Below are 20,511 nucleotides of genomic sequence, written 5' to 3'. Positions count from 1 at the left end.
GGCCGGATGATCTGATCAGGCCCACCGGATCTGTGTCCAGGGTTGGCAGCGCTGCTGCTGACCCTGTAGGAGCTGCCGAAGGCTGCGATCTTTTGATCTAGCTCTTCAAACGCTCTGGAAACGCTCAAGATCAAAAGATCGCAGCCTTCGGCAGCTCCTACCGGGGGATGCGCGTTAATCCAGCGGCATCACCGTGACCCGAACTTCGGGGTCATGATTGCCCCCGCCCAGAATCACCCCGCGCAACGGCGACACGTCCGAGAAATCACGGCCCCAGGCCAGGGTGATGTGCTCCAGTGCCGGCTGCACGTTGTTGGTCGGATCAAAATCGACCCAACCCAGTACCGGACAAAATACCGAAACCCAGGCATGCGAAGCGTCGGCGCCGATCAGGCGTGGCTGGCCGGGTGGTGGCTGAGTCAGCAGGTACCCGCTGATGTAACGCGCTGCCAGGCCTCGGGAGCGCACGCACGCGAGCATCAGGTGGGCGAAGTCCTGGCAAACCCCTCGCCGCCGCTCCAGGACCTCCACCAGAGGCGTGGCGACCTGGGTCGCTTCGGCATCGAAGGTAAACTCGCTGAAAATCTTCTCCATTAATGCCTGAACCCCAAGCAGCAATGGCCTGCCCGGCGCAAAACAACTTTCCGAGAACTCGACGAAGTTGCGCTTCAAGTGCACATAGGGCGATTCGAACCGGTAACGGCAGGCTTCCAGTATCTCGGGTGAAAGCGGCTGGCTGCTGTAGGTCAGCGCGCTGCGGGTATCTTCCCACGCGGGGCAGCGATTGAAGTCCAGCGCCGGCCGGGCAGTCACTTCAATGGTCAGGCAGGCATTGACCAGCAACTCGTCGTGGGGCCGCTCGAACGCCAGGCGGGTCAGCGGATTGCCGAACACGTCCAGTTCGTCCCTGCGTGAGGTGGGATCCGGACTGATCTGCAAGCGCTGATCCGTGCAATGCTGCCAGGCGCAAGGCCGGGGCCACAGGTGCGCCAGCTGCTGGGCGAGCGACACCGGGCTGTCGTAGTGATAGTGGGTGTCGTGAAAAATCTGGTAATGGGCGCTCATCAGACGGACACCGTACGCTGGCTGACATCATCGACATGGGCGAAATGCCGCAGTGCCAGGCGATCGGAGGCCTGGCCGCTGGCTTCGGCGATTTCCTGCAGCAGATCGGCCAGTCCTTCGACGGCGGCGCGTACGCTGGCTTCGCCAAACAGCGAGTTCTGCAGGCACCCCAGGTCGAACCGGGCCAGGCGCTCGACCAGTTGCGGCAAACCGGTCTCACGTGGCGCACCGAAATCGTCATTCAGTCGCTTGAGGGTGCGATTGACCAGCTTCAACTGGAACAGCACGGCATGGGGGTTTTGCTCGTCCAGGAGCAACAGGTCCAGCACCGGGAGCAGTTGCGCCACCGCCAGATACCGCGAGCGATAAGTGATGCTGCTGTTGCCCAGTTCCAGCAGCCATTCCAGGCCCGCCTGATCAAAAGGACCGGCGCCGCGCAGGAAGGCGGCAAGGCTGGCGCTGAGAAATTGCAGCCGCTCGATGCGCCGACCGATCATCAGGAAGCGCCATCCCTCATCGCGGGTCATGTCGTCCAGGGCAAAACCCGATAGCGCGGCCAGGGACATCACCAGTCGGTTGAGAAAGTCCAGCAGCTCACCGAAGTCAGGCTCGGCGGTTTCCAGTTCCATCGCTTCGCGTTGCAGTTCCACCAGGGCCTGCCAGTTTTCCCGCGAGAGCTTGCCGCGCACCTGCGAGGCTGCCCACTGCAATCGCTGCAGGTTGGAACGCAGGCTGAACGACCAGTCATCCCCGAGCAGCGCGGCAAGCAGGCGTTCCTGCAGTTCGCCCTCATCGGGCAACAGCATCAGGCGCTCGCCAAGATCGACTGCGGCTTGCAGCGCTTGCGGATCGTCGCCATCGACATAACGAGCGAGCATGATGCGCAGCAACCGGGCGCTGTCATCACACCGTTCGCAATAGCGACCGAACCAGAAGAGGTTTTCCACCACCCGCGACGGCAGGTAGGGGTCGCGACGAACCAGGTCATGCACGCCTATCGTGCGTCGGGTTTTCCATTGTTCGCCGGTGGGTGGACGATCGCCCAGCACCCAGGTGTCCTTGCTGGCGCCGCCCCGTTGCATCGACACCACTTCGGCGTCCGCGTCGGCGGCGACCCGGGTCAAACCGCCAGGTAAAACGCGATAACCCTCATGGCTGGCGACCGCATACATGCGCATGCCGATGGCACGAGGTTGCAACTGGCCGTCTTCAGCCTGCCACACCGGGGCCTGGGACAACTGCGCGAGCTCTTGCGCCACATAAGCGTAAGGGCGCGCCTGCATGCGCTCGGCAAGCTCTTCGCGCTGTTTTTCACTCAGGTCGCGGCCAAACACCGGGGTAAAACTCTGGGAGGGAAAGGCCGGCTTGATCAGTAGTTCGGGCAGCTTCTCCAGTGCCTGCGCCAGCACCGGCGCCTCGCCGCACCACCAGGTGGCGATGGACGGCAGTATCAGCTCCTCACCAAACAGGAACTGACTGATCCGCGGCAGAAAGCCGAGCAGGCCCGGCGACTCCAGCACGCCGCTGCCGAGCGCATTGGCCACCAGCACCCGGCCCTGCCGCACCGCCTCGAGCAAGCCTGGCACGCCAAGGGCTGAATCGGTGCGCAATTCGAGCGGGTCGCAGAAGTCATCATCCAGCCGGCGCATGATCGCGTGCACGCGGCGCAAACCGCTCAGTGTCTTCAGGTAGACCGTGGCATCGCGCACCGTGAGGTCACCACCTTCCACCAGCGGATAGCCGAGTTGCCGCGCCAGGTAGAGATGCTCGAAATAGCTTTCATTAAAACGGCCGGGCGTCAGCAACACGATCAGCGGCGCCTCGGCATCGCTCGGCGCCTGGCGCGCCAGGGTCTCCTGCAGCGTGCGGAAGAAACCGGCCAGGTGCTGCACCTTCAGGTCACGGTACAACTCCGGGAACGCGCGCGACACGATGGTGCGGTTCTCCAGCGCATAACCCGCGCCAGAAGGTGCCTGGGTGCGGTCCGCCGTTACCCACCAGCGACCATCAGGCGTACGCGCCAGATCGACGGCATACAGGTGCAAAAAAGCCCCGTCGGGCGGCTTGATGCCCTGGCAGGGCCAGAGGAAATTGTTGTGGCCGAACACCAGCTCGGCCGGCAACAGCCCCTCGGCAATCAAGCGTTGCGGACCATACAGGTCTGCCAGCACGGCATTGAGCAGGCGCGCGCGCTGGGCAATGCCGGCCGACAATTGCTGCCACTCATCGACGGCGATCACATGCGGCAGCAAGTCCAGCTCCCACGGCCGATCCGCGCCTTTGGGGTCGGCGTAGACGTTGTAGGTCACACCGTTTTCGTGGATCTGCCGGGTCAACAGGGCCTGACGCTGCACCAGTTGCGCAGGGGTGCTGCGCTGCAATTGGTCGAACAACCGACGCCAATGCGCGCGCACGGCTCCGCTGTCGTCGAGCAGTTCATGGTAATTGCCCGCCGTCGGCGGGTAGCGGTCAAGCAGGTCAGGCATGGAAAGCTCGGCAGACAGCAAGGAACGGTCAGACTAACGCACGCTCATGACACCCGGATAGACGAAAAAGCCGGGCGTCGCGTACGGTTCAAAAACGTCGTAAATCGAGCGTCATTGGCAGCTCGTCGTTGATCTCCAGAAGGGGCACCGGCAGTTTCCCGGGGCTGTGGCCGATACGGAAGAACCGCGCCATGCGCCGGCTCTCGGCTTCGTTCGCGTTCACCGGCAAGCTGTCGTAGTTACGCCCTCCCGGATGAGCCACGTGATACTGGCAACCGCCCAGGGAGCGTTGCATCCAGGTGTCGAGCAAGTCGAACACCAATGGCGCGTGAACCGGGATGGTCGGCTGCAGGCAGTTGGCCGGTTGCCAGGCGCGAAAACGCACGCCGGCGACAAACTCGCCGACTCGTCCGGTCGGTTGCAGCGGCACGGCAACGCCATTGCAGGTCAGCAGGTAGCGCTGCGGCGGCAAGCCGCTGAGCTTGACCTGCAGGCGTTCCAGGGATGAGTCGACATAGCGCACGGTGCCGCCAGGCGCGCCCTCCTCGCCCAGCACATGCCAGGGTTCAAGCGCCTGACGCACCTCCAGTTCGATACCGCTGACCGCGTAATCGCCCACTTTGGGAAAGCGAAATTCCAGGTGTGCGGCGAACCACTCGGCACGCACGGGATAACCGGCCGAATTCAGGTCGACGATAACATCGGCAAAATCCTGTTCGATAAAGTGCGGCAACAGGAAACGGTCGTGCAGTTCGGTACCCCAGCGCGCCAGTTTCGGCGGTGCATAGGGTTCACGCCAGAATCGTGCGACCAGCGCCCGCAGCAACAGCTGTTGGGTCAGGCTCATGCGCGCATGGGGTGGCATTTCAAAGGCGCGCAGCTCCAGCAAGCCCAGGCGACCGGTTGCGCCATCCGGGGAATACAGCTTGTCGACGCAGAACTCGGCACGGTGCGTGTTGCCCGTCACGTCGATCAGCAGGTTGCGCAGCAACCGGTCCACCAGCCACGGCGCACAGTCCTCGCCAGGTTCGGGCATCTGCGCAAAGGCGATCTCCAGTTCATACAACGCATCGTTACGCGCCTCATCGACTCGCGGCGCTTGCGACGTGGGGCCGATGAACAGTCCCGAGAACAGGTAGGACAGGGAAGGATGGTTATGCCAGTAGCTGATCAGGCTGCGCAGCAGGTCGGGGCGCCGCAGGAATGGCGAGTCGGCCGGCGTGGCACCACCCAGGACAAAATGGTTGCCGCCGCCGGTTCCGGTGTGGCGGCCATCGATCATGAATTTTTCCGTGGTCAGGCGAGTCTGGCGCGCCTGCTCGTAGAGAAACTCGGTTCGTTCGACCAGTTCGTCCCAGGTGGCAGAAGGCTGGACGTTGACTTCGATCACACCCGGATCAGGGGTGATGCGAAAGTTGCTCAGGCGCGGATCGCTCGGCGGCTCGTAGCCTTCCAGCAACACAGGGCAATGCAACTCCTCTGCGATGGCCTCGATGGCGGCGACCAGTTCCAGATAGTCCTCGACACGCTCCAGAGGCGGCATGAACAGGTACAAGCGACCCTCGCGCGCTTCGGCACAGAAGGCGGTGCGGGTCAGCCAGTCGGCGGATTCGTCTATCTTTGGCGCGCGCTCCTCGACCACTGGCGGTTGGTCCTGGCTTTGCAACTGAGCCGAGTCGGGCAGCGGCGGGAAATCCTGGTTCGGATCCCGGGGATGGATAAAGGGATACTCTGCAGCCTTGACCCAGGGTTGCGAGCCCAGCGGCAAGCGGTACCCCAGGGGTGAGTCACCGGGTACCAGCCGGCAATGCTCATCGCGCAGGTACCAGCGACCGCTTTGCCATTGGTCCCCCTTGGCAGTACGTGCCAGGGGCAGTACCTGGCCGATGACTTTATCCAGGCCCTGGCTGAAGACCTTGCGCAGGCGCGCCCGCTCCAGGGGCTCTTCCAGGCGCGAATCTTCGGCGCTGACGTTCTGGGGCAATGTGCCTTCGCGCCAGAGGTAATAGAAATTGTCTTCGTAGGCAGGAAACACAAAGCGCGTCGGAATTTTCAGACGTTCAGCCACGCTTGCCAGGAAACGCCCGGCCAGTGCGCCGTCAGCGCCGTAGTCCTCCTGCTCGTCGGCAATCAACGCGCTGTTGCTCCAGATCGGCACACCGTCGCGACGCCAGTAGCAGTTCAACGACCAGCGCGGCAGTTGCTCACCGGGGTACCATTTACCCTGGCCGAAATGCACCAGGCCATTGGGGGCGTAGTGCTTGCGCATGCGCTCGAACAGTTCGGCCGACAGGCGCCGCTTGTCTGGCCCGAGCGCGGCCGTGTTCCACTCCGCGCCGTCAGGGTCGTCGATGGAGACAAAGGTTGGCTCGCCGCCCATGGTCAGGCGTACGTCACTTTCCAGCAGGTCCGCATCGATCTGGCGACCCAGCGCCTGAATCGCCAGCCATTGGTCTTCAGTGTAGGGCCGGGTGACGCGAGGCGCTTCCCAGACGCGCTCAACGGACATCTCATGGGTAAATTCGCATTCGCACGGTTCCACCAGGCCGCTGATCGGGGCCGCAGAGCCCGGATCGGGACTGCAGGCCAACGGAATGTGGCCTTCGCCGGCAAACAGCCCGGAGGTGGCGTCCAGGCCGATCCAGCCGGCACCCGGCAGATAGACTTCGCACCAGGCATGCAGGTCGGTGAAATCCACCTCGGTGCCGGAAGGACCATCAAGACTTTTCACATCGGCGGTCAGCTGGATCAGGTACCCGGACACGAAACGCGCCGCCAGGCCAAGGTTGCGCAACAGTTGCACCAACAGCCAGGCGGAGTCACGGCAGGAACCGCTCGCGTGTTCGAGCGTGTGCTCGGGCGTCTGCACACCCGGCTCCATGCGAATCAGGTAGCCAATGTCTTCGCTCAAGCGCTGGTTGAGGCCGACCAGGAAGTCGACGCTGGGCAAGGGTGTGCGGTCGATGCCGTCGAGGTAGGCCTTGAACTTCGGTGTGAGCGGCAGGGTTTCCAGGTACGGCGCCAGTTCCTTGCGCTCGTCGGCTGCGTAGGTGAACGGGATTTTCTCGGCATAGGGCTCGAGGAAAAAGTCGAAGGGATTGAAGACGGCCATCTCCGCCAGCAGATCGACTTCGATACGCAGCTCTTCGGTTTTTTCCGGAAACACCAACCGCGCCAGGTAATTGCCCTGGGGGTCCTGCTGCCAGTTGATGAAGTGCTGCTCGGGCGAGACTTTCAGCGCATAGGACAAGATCCGCGTGCGACTGTGGGCGGCCGGGCGCAGCCGCACAATCTGCGGTCCGAGTTCGACGGCGCGGTCGTAGCGGTAATGCGTGACGTGATGCAATGCGACATGTATCGACACGGCGTGCCTCCTGCGAGCCTTAAGCGTATTCGAAAGCGCGCAAGACTTATGCCATCCAGCAGCGCTGGCGCTTTCACAGATTTGCTTAGGGCAGTACAGCACCAAAATCGGGCGATGCGGGAATTTGGTTGGGAGTGATTGCACGCAAATGTGGCGAAGATCAAAAGATCGCAGCCTTCGGCAGCTCCTACGGGAGCTGCCGAAGACTGCGATCTTTTGATCTTCAAACGCAAAACGCCAACCCGAAGGTTGGCGTTCTGTTAGCTGCTTTTAGCGTTTAGCGCGGCACGACCGGCTTGCGCGCGGGCTTGGGCCCTTTGCCTTTGGCCGCATCCTTGCGCTCCTTGGCCGCTTGCTGATTGCGGGCAAACGCCGCGGCCTTGGCCTGTTCACGCTTGTCCCACGGGTTGGCGCCATCGCTGGCACGCGGTGGCAGGCCAGTGTGCTGGGTAAGAATCTTGGTGGTCTTCTCCCCCGCCACTTTATGGCTACCCGCCGGCGTCGAGTTCTTGCGACGAGCGCTCTGGTAACTGTCGGTGGCCGGCTGATGCAGCGGGATCAACTGGTTCTTGCCCGGGCCGATCAGGTCGGCGCGGCCCATGCGGGTCAGCGCTTCACGCAGCATCGGCCAGCCCTTCGGGTCGTGGTAACGCAAGAACGCCTTGTGCAGGCGACGCTGCTCTTCGCTTTTGACGATGGTCACGGCGTCGCTTTTGTAGGTGACCTTGCGCAGCGGGTTCTTGCCCGAGTGGTACATCGCGGTGGCGGTGGCCATCGGAGACGGGTAGAACGCCTGCACCTGGTCGGCCCGGAAGCCGTTGCCCTTGAGCCACAGGGCCAGGTTCATCATGTCTTCGTCGGTGGTGCCCGGGTGGGCAGCGATGAAGTACGGAATCAGGTACTGCTCTTTCCCGGCTTCCTTGGAGTACTTCTCGAACATGCGCTTGAACTTGTCATAGCTGCCAATGCCCGGCTTCATCATCTGGTTGAGCGGACCTTCCTCGGTGTGTTCCGGGGCGATCTTCAGGTAACCACCAACGTGGTGGGTCACCAGTTCCTTAACGTATTCCGGCGACTCGACCGCAAGGTCGTAGCGCAGGCCGGAAGCGATCAGGATCTTCTTCACACCCGGCAGCGCACGGGCGCTGCGATACAGCTGGATCAGCGACGAGTGATCGGTGTTCAGGTTCGGGCAGATGCCCGGGAACACGCACGACGGCTTGCGGCACGCGGATTCGATTTCCGGTGTCTTGCAGGCAATGCGGTACATGTTCGCAGTCGGACCGCCGAGGTCGGAAATGACGCCGGTGAAACCTGGCACCTTGTCGCGGATCTCTTCGATTTCGCGAATGATCGACTCTTCGGAACGGTTCTGGATGATCCGGCCTTCGTGCTCGGTGATCGAGCAGAAGGTACAGCCGCCGAAGCAGCCACGCATGATGTTCACCGAGAAGCGGATCATGTCGTAGGCGGGAATTTTTTCCTTGCCGTAGGCCGGGTGCGGAATGCGCGCATAGGGCATGCCGAACACGTAGTCCATTTCTTCGGTGGTCATCGGAATCGGCGGCGGGTTGAACCAGACGTCGACTTCGCCGTGCTTCTGTACCAGGGCACGGGCGTTACCCGGGTTGGTTTCCAGGTGCAACACGCGGTTGGCGTGGGCGTACAGAACCGCGTCGCCACGGACTTTTTCTACCGATGGCAGGCGGATGACGGTCTTGTCACGGGTCATGCGCGGGCTGGCCAGGATCTGCACGACCTTGGCTTCACCTGGATCTTCAACCGGCCCTTTTTCCTGCTCGATGGCGCAGGCTTGGGTGTCCTGGGTGTTCACGTACGGGTTGATGATCTTGTCGATCTTGCCCGGCCGGTCAATGCGCGTGGAATCGACTTCGTACCAGTCTTTCGGGGTATCGCGACGGATGAACGCAGTGCCACGCACGTCGGTGATGTCTTCGATCTTGTGACCGTAGGACAGGCGCTGGGCCACTTCGACGATCGCACGCTCGGCGTTGCCGTAGAGCAGGATGTCGGCGCAGGCGTCGATCAGGATCGAGTTGCGTACCCGGTCCTGCCAATAGTCGTAGTGGGCGATGCGGCGCAGGGAGGCTTCGATGCCACCGAGCACGATCGGCACGTTCTTGTAGGCTTCCTTGCAACGCTGGCTGTACACCAGGCTTGCGCGGTCCGGACGTTTGCCCGCCAGGCCACCTGGGGTGTAGGCGTCATCTGAACGGATTTTCTTGTCGGCGGTATAGCGGTTGATCATCGAATCCATGTTGCCGGCCGCGACGCCGAAGAACAGGTTCGGCTCGCCGAGCTTCATGAAATCGTCTTTGGACTGCCAGTTCGGCTGGGCAATGATCCCGACGCGGAAGCCCTGGGACTCCAGCAGCCGGCCGATGATTGCCATGCCGAACGACGGATGGTCAACGTAGGCATCACCGGTGACGATGATGATGTCGCAGGAATCCCAGCCAAGCTGATCCATCTCCTCCCTGCTCATTGGCAGGAATGGCGCTGGGCCGAAACATTCGGCCCAGTACTTGGGATAGTCAAATAACGGCTTGGCTGTTTGCATGACGATGACCGGTGTTGAGATGAAAAATCGCGGGCGCGGAATATAGCACAAAATTTAACCAATTCCGACGGTAATGGTCGGAAATTGCGTCGCCGCCATCGCGGGCAAGCCCTCTCCCACAGGTTCGGTGAGATTCTCGTGGGAGCAGGCTTGCCCGCGATGAGGCCCTCTCAGGCGCTACAGCTTATTCGTCGTCGAAGTTGTAGCTACCCGGCGCGAGGTTTTCGAAGCGGGTGTACTTGCCGATGAACGCCAGGCGCGACGTGCCGATCGGGCCGTTCCGCTGCTTGCCGATGATGATCTCGGCGATGCCTTTGTGCTCGGTCTCCGGGTGATAAACCTCATCCCGGTACACGAACATGATCACGTCAGCATCCTGCTCGATCGCTCCGGATTCCCGGAGGTCGGAGTTGATCGGGCGTTTGTTCGGACGTTGTTCCAAAGACCGGTTGAGCTGGGATAAAGCCACCACCGGGCAATTGAATTCCTTGGCCAGGGCCTTGAGGGAACGGGAAATCTCGGAAATCTCGTTGGTCCGGTTATCACCACCGGAACCTGGAATCTGCATCAATTGCAGGTAGTCGATCATGATCAGGGCGACATCGCCGTGCTCACGCACCAGGCGCCGGGTACGCGCACGCATCTCCGACGGGCTGATACCGGCCGTATCGTCGATGAACAGCTTGCGGTCGTTGAGCAGGTTGACTGCCGAGGTCAGGCGCGGCCAGTCATCGTCGTCGAGGCGACCGGCACGGACCTTGGTCTGGTCGATACGCCCCAGGGACGACAACATACGCATGATCAGCGATTCACCTGGCATCTCCAGCGAGTACACCAGCACGCATTTGTCGCTGCGTAGCACGGCGTTTTCCACCAGGTTCATCGCAAAGGTGGTTTTACCCATGGACGGACGGCCGGCGACGATGATCAAGTCAGATGGCTGCAGGCCGCTGGTCATGCCGTCGAGGTCGGTGTACCCGGTGGACAGGCCGGTGATCGCGTTGTCGGTATTGAACAAGGTGTCGATGCGGTCGATGGCCTTGGTTAGCAGGTCATTCACGCTCACCGGGCCGCCGGTTTTTGGCCGGGCCTCGGCGATCTGGAAGATCTGCCGTTCCGCTTCGTCGAGAATCTCTTCTGCCGTGCGGCCTTCCGGGTTGAAGGCACTGTCGGCAATTTCAGACGCAATGCCGATCAGTTGACGCAAGGTTGCCCGTGCGCGAACGATCTGCGCGTACGCCTTGATGTTGGCGACAGATGGCGTGTTCTTCGCCAGCTCACCCAGGTATCCGAGGCCGCCGACCTGCGAGGTCTGACCCTCCTTGTCCAGTTGCTCGGCAAGGGTCACGACGTCGATCGGCGAATTCTGGTCCGCCAGCTTGGCGATCGCGCGGAAGATCAGGCGGTGGTCATGTCGATAAAAATCGCCATCCGAAACTTGATCGAGCACGCGTTCCCAGGCGTTGTTGTCCAGCATCAAACCACCGAGCACAGCCTGTTCGGCCTCGATGGAATGCGGCGGCACCTTCAGGGCAGCGGTTTGCAGATCGTATTGCTCAGGAGCGGAGATATCGTTCATGGCCACTTGAATAGGTTTGTGAAAAACAGGAACTGCAGAAAGACAAAGGGCACGACCTGTAAACAGGATCGTGCCCGATGTTACCGGCAAGCACCCAAGGGTGCCAGCCGACAAGTGCTGCTTAAGCTGCTACCACGACAACGCGTACGGTGGCTTCAACTTCGGCGTGCAGGTGCACGGCCACGTCGAATTCGCCTACGTTGCGGATGGTGCCGTTCGGCAGACGAACTTCGCTTTTTGCAACTTCAACGCCAGAGGCGGTCAGTGCATCAGCGATGTCGTGGGTGCCGATCGAACCGAACAGCTTGCCTTCGTCACCAGCGGTGGCAGTGATAGTCACTTCCAGCTCAGCCAGTTGGGCGGCACGGCTTTCAGCCGAAGTTTTACGGTCTGCTGCGGCTTTTTCCAGCTCAGCGCGACGCTCTTCGAACGCAGCCAGGTTGGCTGGGGTCGCAGCGGTAGCTTTGCCGTAAGGCAGCAGGTAGTTACGACCGTAACCAGCCTTAACGTTCACTTTGTCACCCAGGTTGCCCAGGTTGGTGACTTTTTCCAGAAGGATCAGTTGCATGTGAAAATCCTCTTAACTTTTAACCTTCACCGTTCGCGTTATCGGCGTCTTTCGGCGCCAGACGACCGCGAAAATCAATCAGGCTGTCGACGATGGCCAAGACCACCAGCAACGGATAGATCAGCTGCATGAACAGCAACAGCGTGACGTACAACCCCACCAGCCAGAACCTGGCCAATCGCTTCTGCGCTACCAGCCCATGCATCAGGGACAGTGCGGCAAACACCAGCGGTACACTGCACAACGGCGTCAGCATAGCCATCTGTGGACCGATGTTCGGCCCCAGAAGCATGCACGCCAGCAGCAACATCGCTGGTAGAAGCGGGAATCGGATGGCGCGAAATTCGCGACCAAAACCACCCGGGTTGTACAACAACGCCTGCCAGTAGCGCCCGACAATCAGGCTCAGCACACTGACGATTTGCAACAAGGCCGCAATCAGGCCGGTCAGGACCGGTGCAATCAGGGACGCAAAATGCGCTTGCTCGTCTACCGACAACTTCTGGTAGACATCACCGAGTAGCGACGGCATGACCTTTATCAAGGCCTGCGCCAGCATCTCGATCTGGGGACCAAAAGCGATCCCCAGCACCACTGAAAACACCACTCCCATCGCTATGCTGACCAGCAGCACGCGGTTCCAGGACTCACTTGCGCGCAAAACCAACGCAAGGCTCCAAGACCCCAGCAGCACCAGAAGTGAGCGAGGGTCATCGGCATAAAGCCACCAGACCAGGGCCGGCAGCAGTCCCAGAGCAAGAACGCTCGTCGCGTCCTTCAATCCGCGCCGCAGGAGCACGAAGCATCCCGCGGCAGCACCCAACCAATACAACAACGGCAATGCCGCGCATCCAGCCACTACCAGAGTGGCCTGCATACGGCCGCGCATGATGAACTCAGCTATGGCACGCATGCATTCAATCCTTTGCTACGAGTCGACTGCCCGGTCTCAGCGGCCGTGGCTGTCGGTGTAGGCCAGCAGGGCCAGGAAGCGGGCGCGCTTGATAGCGGTGGCCAGCTGACGCTGATAACGAGCTTTGGTACCGGTGATGCGGCTTGGAACAATTTTGCCGGTCTCGGATACGTAGGCTTTCAGAGTGTTGAGATCTTTGTAATCGATCTCTTTCACGTCTTCAGCGGTGAAGCGGCAGAATTTACGACGACGGAAGAAACGTGCCATGTAATAGGCTCCTCAAAAGGTCCGTGGATTACTCGTCAGCGTTATCGCTGTTGTCGCTGTCATCACTATCAGCGCTTTCAGCGCCTTCGTGCTCAGGACGGTCGCGACGCTCACGGCGCTCACTGCGGTTTTCTTCAGCCTTGAGCATCTCGGATTGGCCGGTAACGGCTTCTTCGCGACGGATGACCAGGTTACGGATCACTGCATCGTTGTAGCGGAAGTTGTCTTCCAGCTCGGCCAGGGCCTTGCCAGTGCACTCAACGTTCAGCATCACGTAGTGAGCCTTGTGAACATTGTTGATTGCGTAGGCCAGTTGACGACGGCCCCAATCTTCCAGACGGTGGATTTTGCCGCCGTCTTCTTCGATCAGCTTGGTGTAACGCTCAACCATGCCGCCGACTTGCTCGCTTTGATCCGGGTGGACCAAAAAGATGATTTCGTAATGACGCATGAATGCTCCTTACGGGTTGTAGCCTGCCGCTCAAAAGCGGTCAGACAAGGAGTGAATGACACTTATGGACTTGCTTGCGATAGACACATGCGTGCCTGCCGTCACAGCAAGGGGCGCAATTGTAGAGAAGGGGCGCAAGAGGTGCAAGGTAATTGGTGATTATTTGAACAATCACCCGGACGCCGTTCCGAACATCTGTAGGAGCTGCCGAGTGAAACGAGGCTGCGATCTTTTGATTTTGTTTTTAAAGCAAGATCAAAAGATCGCAGCCTTCGGCAGCTCCTACGGGGCCTGCGGAGTATCAGGACTTTTTGGTGGCCGCCTTGACGCTACGCTGGCGCTGGGCTTCGAACAGGCACACGCCCGTTGCCACGGATACGTTGAGGCTGCTGACGCTGCCGGCCATCGGCAGGTGCACAAGGTAATCGCACAGGTCGCGGGTCAGGCGACGCATGCCGCTGCCTTCTGCACCCATGATCAGGATAGTCGGGCCGGTCATGTCCTGTTGATACAGGCTCTGTTCGGCCTCGCCCGCCGTGCCGACAACCCACAAGCCACGCTGCTTGAGCTTTTCAAGCGTGCGCGCGAGGTTGGTCACTGCAACCAGCGGAATCACTTCCGCTGCGCCACAGGCGACCTTGCGCACTGTCGGGGTCAAGGTGGCTGACTTGTCCTTCGGCACGATCACCGCCAGCGCTCCGGCCGCATCGGCCGAACGCAGGCAGGCGCCAAGGTTGTGCGGGTCGGTTACGCCGTCGAGCACCAGCAGCAGTGGTGCGCCGTCGGTGCGATCGAGCAGCTCGTCCAGCATCGCCTCACCCCAGACCTGGCTCGGACTCACATCCGCCACCACGCCCTGGTGTACACCCTCAACCCAGGCGTCGAGCTCGCGACGCTCGGCATTGCCGACCGCTACGCGATTCTCGGCAGCGAGTTCGATCAGGGTTTTCACCCGCGGGTCGCTGCGACCTTCTGCCAACCAGATCTGCTTGACGCGTTTCGGGTGATGGCGCAGCAGCGCTTCTACGGCATGTACGCCGTAGATTTTTTCCAACTGACTCATGACTTGGCCTTAGGTTTACGCGCCCCGCCGCTTTTGGCTGGGGCCGAGCCCGCTTTTGGCGGGCCTTTACGGTGTTTGCTTGGCTTGCTGCCGGGAGCCTTGTCAGGCGCCGACCGTCCGGTCTTTCCCCCAGACGCCGCTTTACCGCCGCTTTTCGCTTCAGACAGCAATGCCTGCTTCAATTCACGACTTTTACGCAGCTCGGCATTTTTTGCCGCCGCATCGCTCGGACGATAGGCTTCGACAGCCTTCTCCTTCGCTGGACGACGGCCGGTTTTCGCGGCAGCCGGCTCGGCAACGGTTTTAGCCGTGGACTTGCTGGCTGGCTCGGTTTTTTCAGTTCCGCGCTTCTTGCGGCCGATTGGCGCGCTGATGGTTTTTTCAGCCATCTCGAAGTCGATCTTGCGCTCGTCGAGGTCAACGCGCATCACGCGCACTTCAACGGTATCGCCAAGGCGGAAGCTGCGACCGGTGCGCTCACCGGCGAGGCGGTGGTGCACTGGATCGAAGTGGTAGTAATCCCCCGGCAGCGCAGTGACGTGCACCAGGCCTTCGACGTAGATATCGGTCAGCTCGACGAACAGGCCAAAACCGGTCACGGCGGTGATCACACCCGGGAACGATTCACCCACGCGATCCTTCATGAACTCGCACTTGAGCCAGTTCACTACGTCGCGGGTCGCTTCGTCGGCGCGGCGCTCACTCATCGAGCATTGCTCGCCGAGCTGCTCGAGGGCGGCTTCGTCGTACGGATAGATCCGCGCTTTCGGAATGGTCATCGCGCCAGCACGGCGAACGTGCGGGGTGTCCTGCTTCGAATGGATGACACTGCGGATCGCCCGGTGCGTGAGCAGGTCCGGGTAGCGGCGGATCGGCGAAGTGAAGTGGGTATAGGCTTCGTAATTCAGGCCGAAGTGGCCCTGGTTATCAGCGCTATACACCGCCTGACTCAGGGAACGCAGCATGACGGTCTGGATCAGGTGGAAATCCGGACGGTCCTTGATGCTGGCCAGCAACGCCTGGTAATCCTTCGGCGACGGGCCGTCCTTGCCTTTGTGCAGGGACAGGCCAAGCTCACCCAGGAACGCGCGCAGTTTTTCCAGACGCTCCGGTGGCGGACCGTTGTGAACGCGATACAGAGCCGGAATTTCGTGCTTCTTGAGGAACTCTGCGGTGGCCACGTTGGCCGCCAGCATGCACTCCTCGATCAGCTTGTGCGCATCGTTACGCACGGTAGGACGGATTTCGGCAATCTTGCGCTCGGTGCCGAAGATAATCCGGGTTTCCTGGGTTTCGAAATCGATCGCGCCGCGCACGTGACGCGCGCCCAGCAGCACTTTGTAAAGCGCGTAAAGCTGCTTGAGGTGCGGCAGGACATCGTTGTACTCGCCGCGAAGCTGACGCGCCTCGGTGAGTTTCGGCGTTTCCAGCATCGCGCTGACCTTGTTGTAGGTCAGGCGGGCGTGGGAGTGGATCACGGCCTCGTAGAAGCAGTAGTCAGTCATCTCGCCGGTTTTGGAGATGGTCATCTCGCAAACCATGGCCAGGCGATCGACGTGCGGGTTCAGCGAGCACAGGCCGTTGGACAGCTGCTCCGGCAGCATCGGAATCACGCGCTCGGGGAAGTACACCGAGTTGCCCCGAACCTGGGATTCGTTATCCAGGGCCGAGCCGATTTTCACGTAGCTGGAGACGTCGGCAATTGCCACGTACAACTTCCAGCCGCCGGAGAACAGGCGCAGCTTGCCCGGCCTGGCTTCACAGTAAACGGCATCATCGAAGTCGCGCGCGTCTTCACCGTCAATGGTGACGAACGGCAGATGGCGCAGGTCGATGCGCTTCTCTTTGTCTTTCTCTTCGACTTCAGGCTTGAGCTTGGCGGCTTCTTTCAACACCGCTTCAGGCCAGACGTGCGGGATATCGTACGCACGCAGGGCGACGTCGATTTCCATACCCGGCGCCATGTAGTTGCCCACGACCTCGACCACATCGCCTTGTGGCTGGAAGCGTGGGGTCGGCCAGTGGGTGATCTTCACTTCAACGAACTGACCGATCTTGGCATTGGCATTACGGCCCGGTGTGACCAGCACTTCCTGCTGGATTTTCGGGTTGTCCGCGACCACGAAGCCGATACCACCTTCTTCGAAGTAACGACCGACGATGGTCTCGTGGGCACGGGACACCACTTCGACGATCATGCCTTCGCGGCGACCACGACGATCCAGGCCGGAAACACGGGCCAGTGCACGATCACCGTCGAACACCAGGCGCATTTGCGCCGGGCTCATGAACAGGTCGTCACTGCCGTCATCCGGCACCAGGAAGCCGAAGCCGTCCCGGTGACCACTGATGCGGCCGAGGATCAAGTCGAGCTTGTCCACCGGCGCATAGGTGCCACGACGGGTGTAGATGAGTTGGGCGTCGCGCTCCATGGCGCGCAGGCGGCGGCGCAGGGCTTCGATCTGGTCTTCTGTGGTCAGACCAAACTCTTCGACCAGTTGCTCGCGGTTAGCAGGCGAACCCCGATCAGCAAGATGCTGAAGGATCAGTTCGCGGCTAGGAATAGGGTTTTCATATTTTTCCGCTTCACGAGCGGCCTCGGGATCGAGGGACTGCCAATCGGCCATTAGAGAGTTTTCACCTTGTCTATATGCGGTTAGTTTGGCATAGGCGTAATGAAACGGGAAATTTCAGGCTGCGAGAGCCTGTTCAAAGCCCTTTATCGACACCTCAACGCCGATTTAAATGCCACTGGTAACATTTTGCAGGTTTTTTTGATGCCAGGGGTTTACAGTTAAAAAGACGCTCCGTATAGTGCGCGCCATCGACGACGGAGACGTTGCCGATACTGCCCAGATGGTGAAATTGGTAGACACGCCAGCTTCAGGTGCTGGTGACCGCAAGGTCGTGGAAGTTCGAGTCTTCTTCTGGGCACCAATTTCGAGCTTGAGATTAGATCAATTTCAAGACTCGCACAAAAACCCGCGAAAGCGGGTTTTTTGCATTATAAGCTTTTGATTTATTAAAATTAAATCAGGGGTTTACAGATCAAAAAGCTCTCCGTATAGTGCGCCACATCAACAGCGGCAACGCTGAAGATTATGCCCAGATGGTGAAATTGGTAGACACGCCAGCTTCAGGTGCTGGTGACCGCAAGGTCGTGGAAGTTCGAGTCTTCTTCTGGGCACCAATTCAAATCCAAGGTTTCGGCCTTGGGTTTCACAAAAACCCGCGAAAGCGGGTTTTTGCGTTTCTGGCTTCCTGAAATCTGTAATTCGGCATCAATTCCTCTGTAGGAGCTGCCGAAGGCTGCGATCTTTTGATCTTGATTGTTGACTGATCTGAAGTCGCTGAAGATCAAAAGATCGCAGCCTTCGGCAGCTCCTACGGTGGGTTGGCGTGCATTCGCCCTTTTCCCGCACAGGCATTCCCACCCCCGCAAAGCGCACTTGAGAAACAATATCGTTTATCATTGTTTCAAGTTTTTGCAATGCGACAGTGAGGAACCCTGCGAATGATGCTTCGAAATACCCTGCGCCGCGGCCTGACCATCACCCTGCTCGGCCTGGCAATCGCCACTCCCCTCACCCAGGCTGCTGATCCAGTTTCCCTGACACTCTATAACGGTCAACACAAGGAAGTGGGCGACGCCGTCGCCAAGGCCTTCGAAGCCAAGACTGGCATTCACGTCAATGTGCGCAAGGGCAGCAGCAACCAGCTGGCCAGCCAGGTTGTCGAAGAGGGCGAGCGCTCCCCTGCCGACGTGATCTACACCGAAGAATCGCCTCCGCTGAACAAACTCGGGCAACAGGGCGTGCTCGCGCCTGCCGATGCGGCCACCCTCGCCGTGCTGCCCAAGGACTATGTTGCCGCGGACGGCACCTGGATCGGCATCACCGCCCGGGTTCGTGTAGTCGCCTACAACCCCAAGCTGATCGACGAAAAAGACCTGCCCAAGTCGGTGATGGAATTCTCCGACCCGAAATGGCAAGGCAAAGTCGGCTTCGTGCCCACCAGCGGCGCATTCCAGGAACAGGCAGTCGCCATCATCAAGGTGCACGGTATGGACGCCGCCGAAGAATGGCTGACTGGCCTGCGCGCATTCGGCAAGACGTACAGCAACAACATGGTCGCCCTCAAGGCTGTTGAAAACGGCGAAGTCGCTACCGTGCTGGTGAACAACTACTACTGGTTTGCCCTGCAGCGGGAAAAAGGCCAGCTGGACTCCAAACTGCATTACTTCACCGGCGGTGACGTCGGCGGGCTGATCACCGTTTCCAGCGCAGCCGTGCTCAAATCCAGCAAGCATCCCAAGGAAGCCCAGCAATTGCTGGCCTACATGGCGAGCGAAGAAGGCCAGCGCGTGATCACCCAGACCACCGCCGAGTACCCGCTCCACAAAGGCATGCAATCGGACCGCGGCCTCAAGCCGTTCAGCGAGCTGGAAGCACCGAAAGTCACCCCCGCCGACCTCGGCAATGCCGAAGAAGCACTGGACCTGGAACGTGACGTTGGCTTGAACTGATGAGCGCATCGTTATCCGCCCCCGCCTCGCGCGGGGGTTATGTGCCGCGTCGCAAGCGGCCTTCTATCTGGCTGTTACTGCCGGTTTTGCTACTGGTTGTGCTCAGCCTTCTACCGCTGGTGTATGTCGGCCTCAAAACCTGGCAGGCCGGCTGGGCCGAAGCGCTGCACTTGCTCTGGCGGCCGTATGTGTTCGGCCTGCTGCGCAATACCCTGGCACTGATGGTCGGCGTGACGGTCGCCTGTGGGGTGATCGGCCTGTCGCTGGCCTGGCTGCTGGAACGCAGCAACCTGCCGGGCCGGCGGCTGTGGGGGGTGATTCTGTGCCTGCCATTCGCGGTACCCGCGTTCGTCAGCAGTTTCACCTGGGTGTCCCTGAGCGCAAGCTTTGAAGGCCTGGGCGGGGCGATTCTGGTGATGACCCTGTCCAAGTACCCGCTGATCTTCCTGCCCGTCGCTGCCACCTTGCGCAATCTGGACCCGTCCCTGGAGGAGTCCGCCCGTACCCTCGGGCAGAATCGCTGGGGCGTGTTTTTCCGGGTCACGCTGCCGCTGCTATGGCCGTCTTTACTCGCAGGTTCCCTGCTGATTGCCTTGCACATGCTGGTGGAGTTCGGCGCCCTGTCGATCATTGGCCTGCAGACTTTCACTACAGCGATCTACCAGCAGTTCGAGCTCGAATTCAGCAACGCCAACGCGGCAATGCTTTCGGCGGTACTGCTGGCGCTGTGCCTGATACTGCTCTGGCTCGAGCTTAAAGTGCGCGGCAAGGGTCGACATGTGCGCACCGGCCAGGGCGCGGCGCGACAGGCTGCGCAGGTTCGCCTGGGGCCTTGGGCTGTCGTGGGACAGGCGTACTGCCTGATGCTGGCAATCATTGGCAGCGGCATTCCTTTGGGGATGCTGGCGTACTGGCTGGCGGTAGGTTCGTCGGCGGCCTTTCCCGTAGCAGCGATCAGCGAGGCGCTGCTGTCATCGCTTGCTCTTTCGCTGGGCGGCGCGGCGCTGTGTCTTGTGCTGGCAGTGCCGGTGGGCTTGCTGGTGGTGCGCTACAAGGGCCGGCTGGCGATCTGGGCCGAGCGCCTGCCCTACCTGCTGCATGCGTTGCCAGGCCTGGTGATCGCACTGACGCTGGTGTATTTCGCCCTGCACTACGTACCGGTGCTGTACCAGACTTCGGCATTGCTGCTGATCGCTTATGCGCTGCTGTTTCTACCGCTGGCCCAGGCACCGATCCGCACGGCATTGAACAAGGCTGCGCCGCAGCTGGAAGAGGCGGCTCGCACGCTGGGAGCGTCGTCCTTCAGCGCGTTTTGCCGGGTGACGTTGCCGATCATTTTCCCGGCGCTGGGAGCGGCGTTTGCCCTGGTGTTCCTGGACGCGATGAAGGAGCTGACGGCCACGCTGCTGTTGAGCCCGACCGGGCTCAATACGCTGGCGACTGAAGTGTGGGCGCATACCGCGAATGTGGAATTCGCGGCGGCAGCGCCTTATGCGGCGTTGTTGATTCTGGTGTCGGGGTTGCCGGTGTATTTGTTAACTACCCGGATGTATCTGAGCCGCTGAGACCGCTATCGCGGGCAAGCCCGCCCCCACAGTCTTCTTCGGTGAACACACAATCTGTGCTCAACAGCAGTCACTGTGGGAGCG

At 60.7% G+C, this 20,511-nt stretch carries 13 protein-coding genes and 2 tRNA genes; 4 read left to right on the top strand and 11 right to left on the bottom strand.

Translation table 11 applies throughout. The annotated features are described in order from the left end of the window. Nucleotides 1-174: 174 nt before the first annotated feature. The 11 genes from EQV97_RS16995 to rnr all read right to left on the bottom strand — a co-directional run bounded on the left by EQV97_RS16995 (nucleotide 175) and on the right by rnr (nucleotide 16,964). Nucleotides 175-1,065 carry a transglutaminase family protein gene (locus EQV97_RS16995; RefSeq protein ID WP_240889298.1) on the bottom strand — a complete coding sequence of 297 codons (891 nt, stop codon included), beginning with the start codon at nucleotides 1,063-1,065 and terminating at the stop codon, nucleotides 175-177. Next, a complete protein-coding gene (locus EQV97_RS16990; RefSeq protein WP_122841570.1) occupies nucleotides 1,065-3,551 on the bottom strand; it encodes a circularly permuted type 2 ATP-grasp protein in 2,487 nt (828 codons plus the stop codon). Before EQV97_RS16990 ends, EQV97_RS16995 begins: the two co-directional genes overlap by 1 nt. Nucleotides 3,552-3,639: 88 nt before the next feature. After that, a complete protein-coding gene (locus tag EQV97_RS16985) occupies nucleotides 3,640-6,915 on the bottom strand; it encodes a transglutaminase family protein (protein WP_240889297.1) in 3,276 nt (1,091 codons plus the stop codon). Nucleotides 6,916-7,192: 277 nt separating this feature from the next. Then, the gene (locus EQV97_RS16980; protein ID WP_122841568.1) at nucleotides 7,193-9,496 is read right to left on the bottom strand and encodes a YgiQ family radical SAM protein; all 2,304 of its coding nucleotides are present in this window, start codon (nucleotides 9,494-9,496) and stop codon (nucleotides 7,193-7,195) included. Nucleotides 9,497-9,680: 184 nt separating this feature from the next. After that, entirely contained in the window at nucleotides 9,681-11,075 is a 1,395-nt protein-coding gene (gene dnaB, locus EQV97_RS16975) for a replicative DNA helicase (protein WP_045061826.1), read from the bottom strand. 121 nt (nucleotides 11,076-11,196) lie between these two features. Continuing rightward, nucleotides 11,197-11,643, bottom strand: coding sequence for a 50S ribosomal protein L9 (rplI, locus tag EQV97_RS16970; RefSeq protein WP_008035347.1), 447 nt, complete (start codon nucleotides 11,641-11,643; stop codon nucleotides 11,197-11,199). A gap of 19 nt (nucleotides 11,644-11,662) precedes the next feature. Next, nucleotides 11,663-12,556, bottom strand: coding sequence for a hypothetical protein (locus EQV97_RS16965; protein WP_122841567.1), 894 nt, complete (start codon nucleotides 12,554-12,556; stop codon nucleotides 11,663-11,665). Between the two features lie 36 nt (nucleotides 12,557-12,592). Further along, nucleotides 12,593-12,823 carry a 30S ribosomal protein S18 gene (rpsR, locus tag EQV97_RS16960; protein ID WP_002551829.1) on the bottom strand — a complete coding sequence of 77 codons (231 nt, stop codon included), beginning with the start codon at nucleotides 12,821-12,823 and terminating at the stop codon, nucleotides 12,593-12,595. 28 nt (nucleotides 12,824-12,851) lie between these two features. Next, nucleotides 12,852-13,274: a 30S ribosomal protein S6 gene (gene rpsF, locus EQV97_RS16955; protein WP_003217491.1), complete on the bottom strand. Its 423-nt coding sequence runs from the start codon at nucleotides 13,272-13,274 to the stop codon at nucleotides 12,852-12,854. A gap of 301 nt (nucleotides 13,275-13,575) precedes the next feature. Then, nucleotides 13,576-14,337, bottom strand: coding sequence for a 23S rRNA (guanosine(2251)-2'-O)-methyltransferase RlmB (gene rlmB, locus EQV97_RS16950; RefSeq protein ID WP_225569352.1), 762 nt, complete (start codon nucleotides 14,335-14,337; stop codon nucleotides 13,576-13,578). Further along, nucleotides 14,334-16,964: a ribonuclease R gene (gene rnr / locus EQV97_RS16945; protein WP_240889296.1), complete on the bottom strand. Its 2,631-nt coding sequence runs from the start codon at nucleotides 16,962-16,964 to the stop codon at nucleotides 14,334-14,336. The genes rlmB and rnr overlap by 4 nt, the downstream gene beginning before the upstream one ends. Before the next feature lie 223 nt (nucleotides 16,965-17,187). On the opposite strand from rnr, the gene EQV97_RS16940 reads away from it, so the two are divergent. The 4 genes from EQV97_RS16940 (at nucleotide 17,188) to EQV97_RS16925 (ending at nucleotide 20,427) form a co-directional block, all read left to right on the top strand. Continuing rightward, nucleotides 17,188-17,274, top strand: a tRNA-Leu gene (locus tag EQV97_RS16940). 166 nt (nucleotides 17,275-17,440) lie between these two features. Next, a tRNA-Leu gene (locus tag EQV97_RS16935) sits at nucleotides 17,441-17,527 on the top strand. Nucleotides 17,528-17,851: 324 nt separating this feature from the next. Further along, complete coding sequence (locus tag EQV97_RS16930; RefSeq protein WP_122841564.1) at nucleotides 17,852-18,862, top strand: extracellular solute-binding protein; 1,011 nt, start codon at nucleotides 17,852-17,854, stop codon at nucleotides 18,860-18,862. After that, on the top strand, nucleotides 18,862-20,427 hold the full coding sequence (locus tag EQV97_RS16925; RefSeq protein WP_122841563.1) for an iron ABC transporter permease: 1,566 nt from the start codon (nucleotides 18,862-18,864) through the stop codon (nucleotides 20,425-20,427). The genes EQV97_RS16930 and EQV97_RS16925 overlap by 1 nt, the downstream gene beginning before the upstream one ends. Nucleotides 20,428-20,511: the final 84 nt, after the last annotated feature.

Origin of the sequence: Pseudomonas sp. TMW22090 (assembly GCF_022496665.1) — a bacterium.
Classification (GTDB): domain Bacteria; phylum Pseudomonadota; class Gammaproteobacteria; order Pseudomonadales; family Pseudomonadaceae; genus Aquipseudomonas; species Aquipseudomonas gregormendelii.
The sequence above is the reverse complement of the archived record's forward strand: the minus strand, read 5'-3'. Positions and strand labels throughout refer to the sequence as shown.

Excerpts from the sequence above, each read along its gene's own strand:
- EQV97_RS16995 (WP_240889298.1), bottom strand. The coding sequence starts at position 1,065 with ATGAGCGCCCATTACCAGATTTTTCACGACACCCACTATCACTACGAC.
- EQV97_RS16990 (WP_122841570.1), bottom strand. The coding sequence starts at position 3,551 with ATGCCTGACCTGCTTGACCGCTACCCGCCGACGGCGGGCAATTACCAT.
- EQV97_RS16980 (WP_122841568.1), bottom strand. The coding sequence starts at position 9,496 with ATGCAAACAGCCAAGCCGTTATTTGACTATCCCAAGTACTGGGCCGAA.
- dnaB (WP_045061826.1), bottom strand. The coding sequence starts at position 11,075 with ATGAACGATATCTCCGCTCCTGAGCAATACGATCTGCAAACCGCTGCC.
- rplI (WP_008035347.1), bottom strand. The coding sequence starts at position 11,643 with ATGCAACTGATCCTTCTGGAAAAAGTCACCAACCTGGGCAACCTGGGT.
- EQV97_RS16965 (WP_122841567.1), bottom strand. The coding sequence starts at position 12,556 with ATGCGTGCCATAGCTGAGTTCATCATGCGCGGCCGTATGCAGGCCACT.
- rpsR (WP_002551829.1), bottom strand. The coding sequence starts at position 12,823 with ATGGCACGTTTCTTCCGTCGTCGTAAATTCTGCCGCTTCACCGCTGAA.
- rpsF (WP_003217491.1), bottom strand. The coding sequence starts at position 13,274 with ATGCGTCATTACGAAATCATCTTTTTGGTCCACCCGGATCAAAGCGAG.
- rlmB (WP_225569352.1), bottom strand. The coding sequence starts at position 14,337 with ATGAGTCAGTTGGAAAAAATCTACGGCGTACATGCCGTAGAAGCGCTG.
- rnr (WP_240889296.1), bottom strand. The coding sequence starts at position 16,964 with ATGGCCGATTGGCAGTCCCTCGATCCCGAGGCCGCTCGTGAAGCGGAA.
- EQV97_RS16930 (WP_122841564.1), top strand. The coding sequence starts at position 17,852 with ATGATGCTTCGAAATACCCTGCGCCGCGGCCTGACCATCACCCTGCTC.
- EQV97_RS16925 (WP_122841563.1), top strand. The coding sequence starts at position 18,862 with ATGAGCGCATCGTTATCCGCCCCCGCCTCGCGCGGGGGTTATGTGCCG.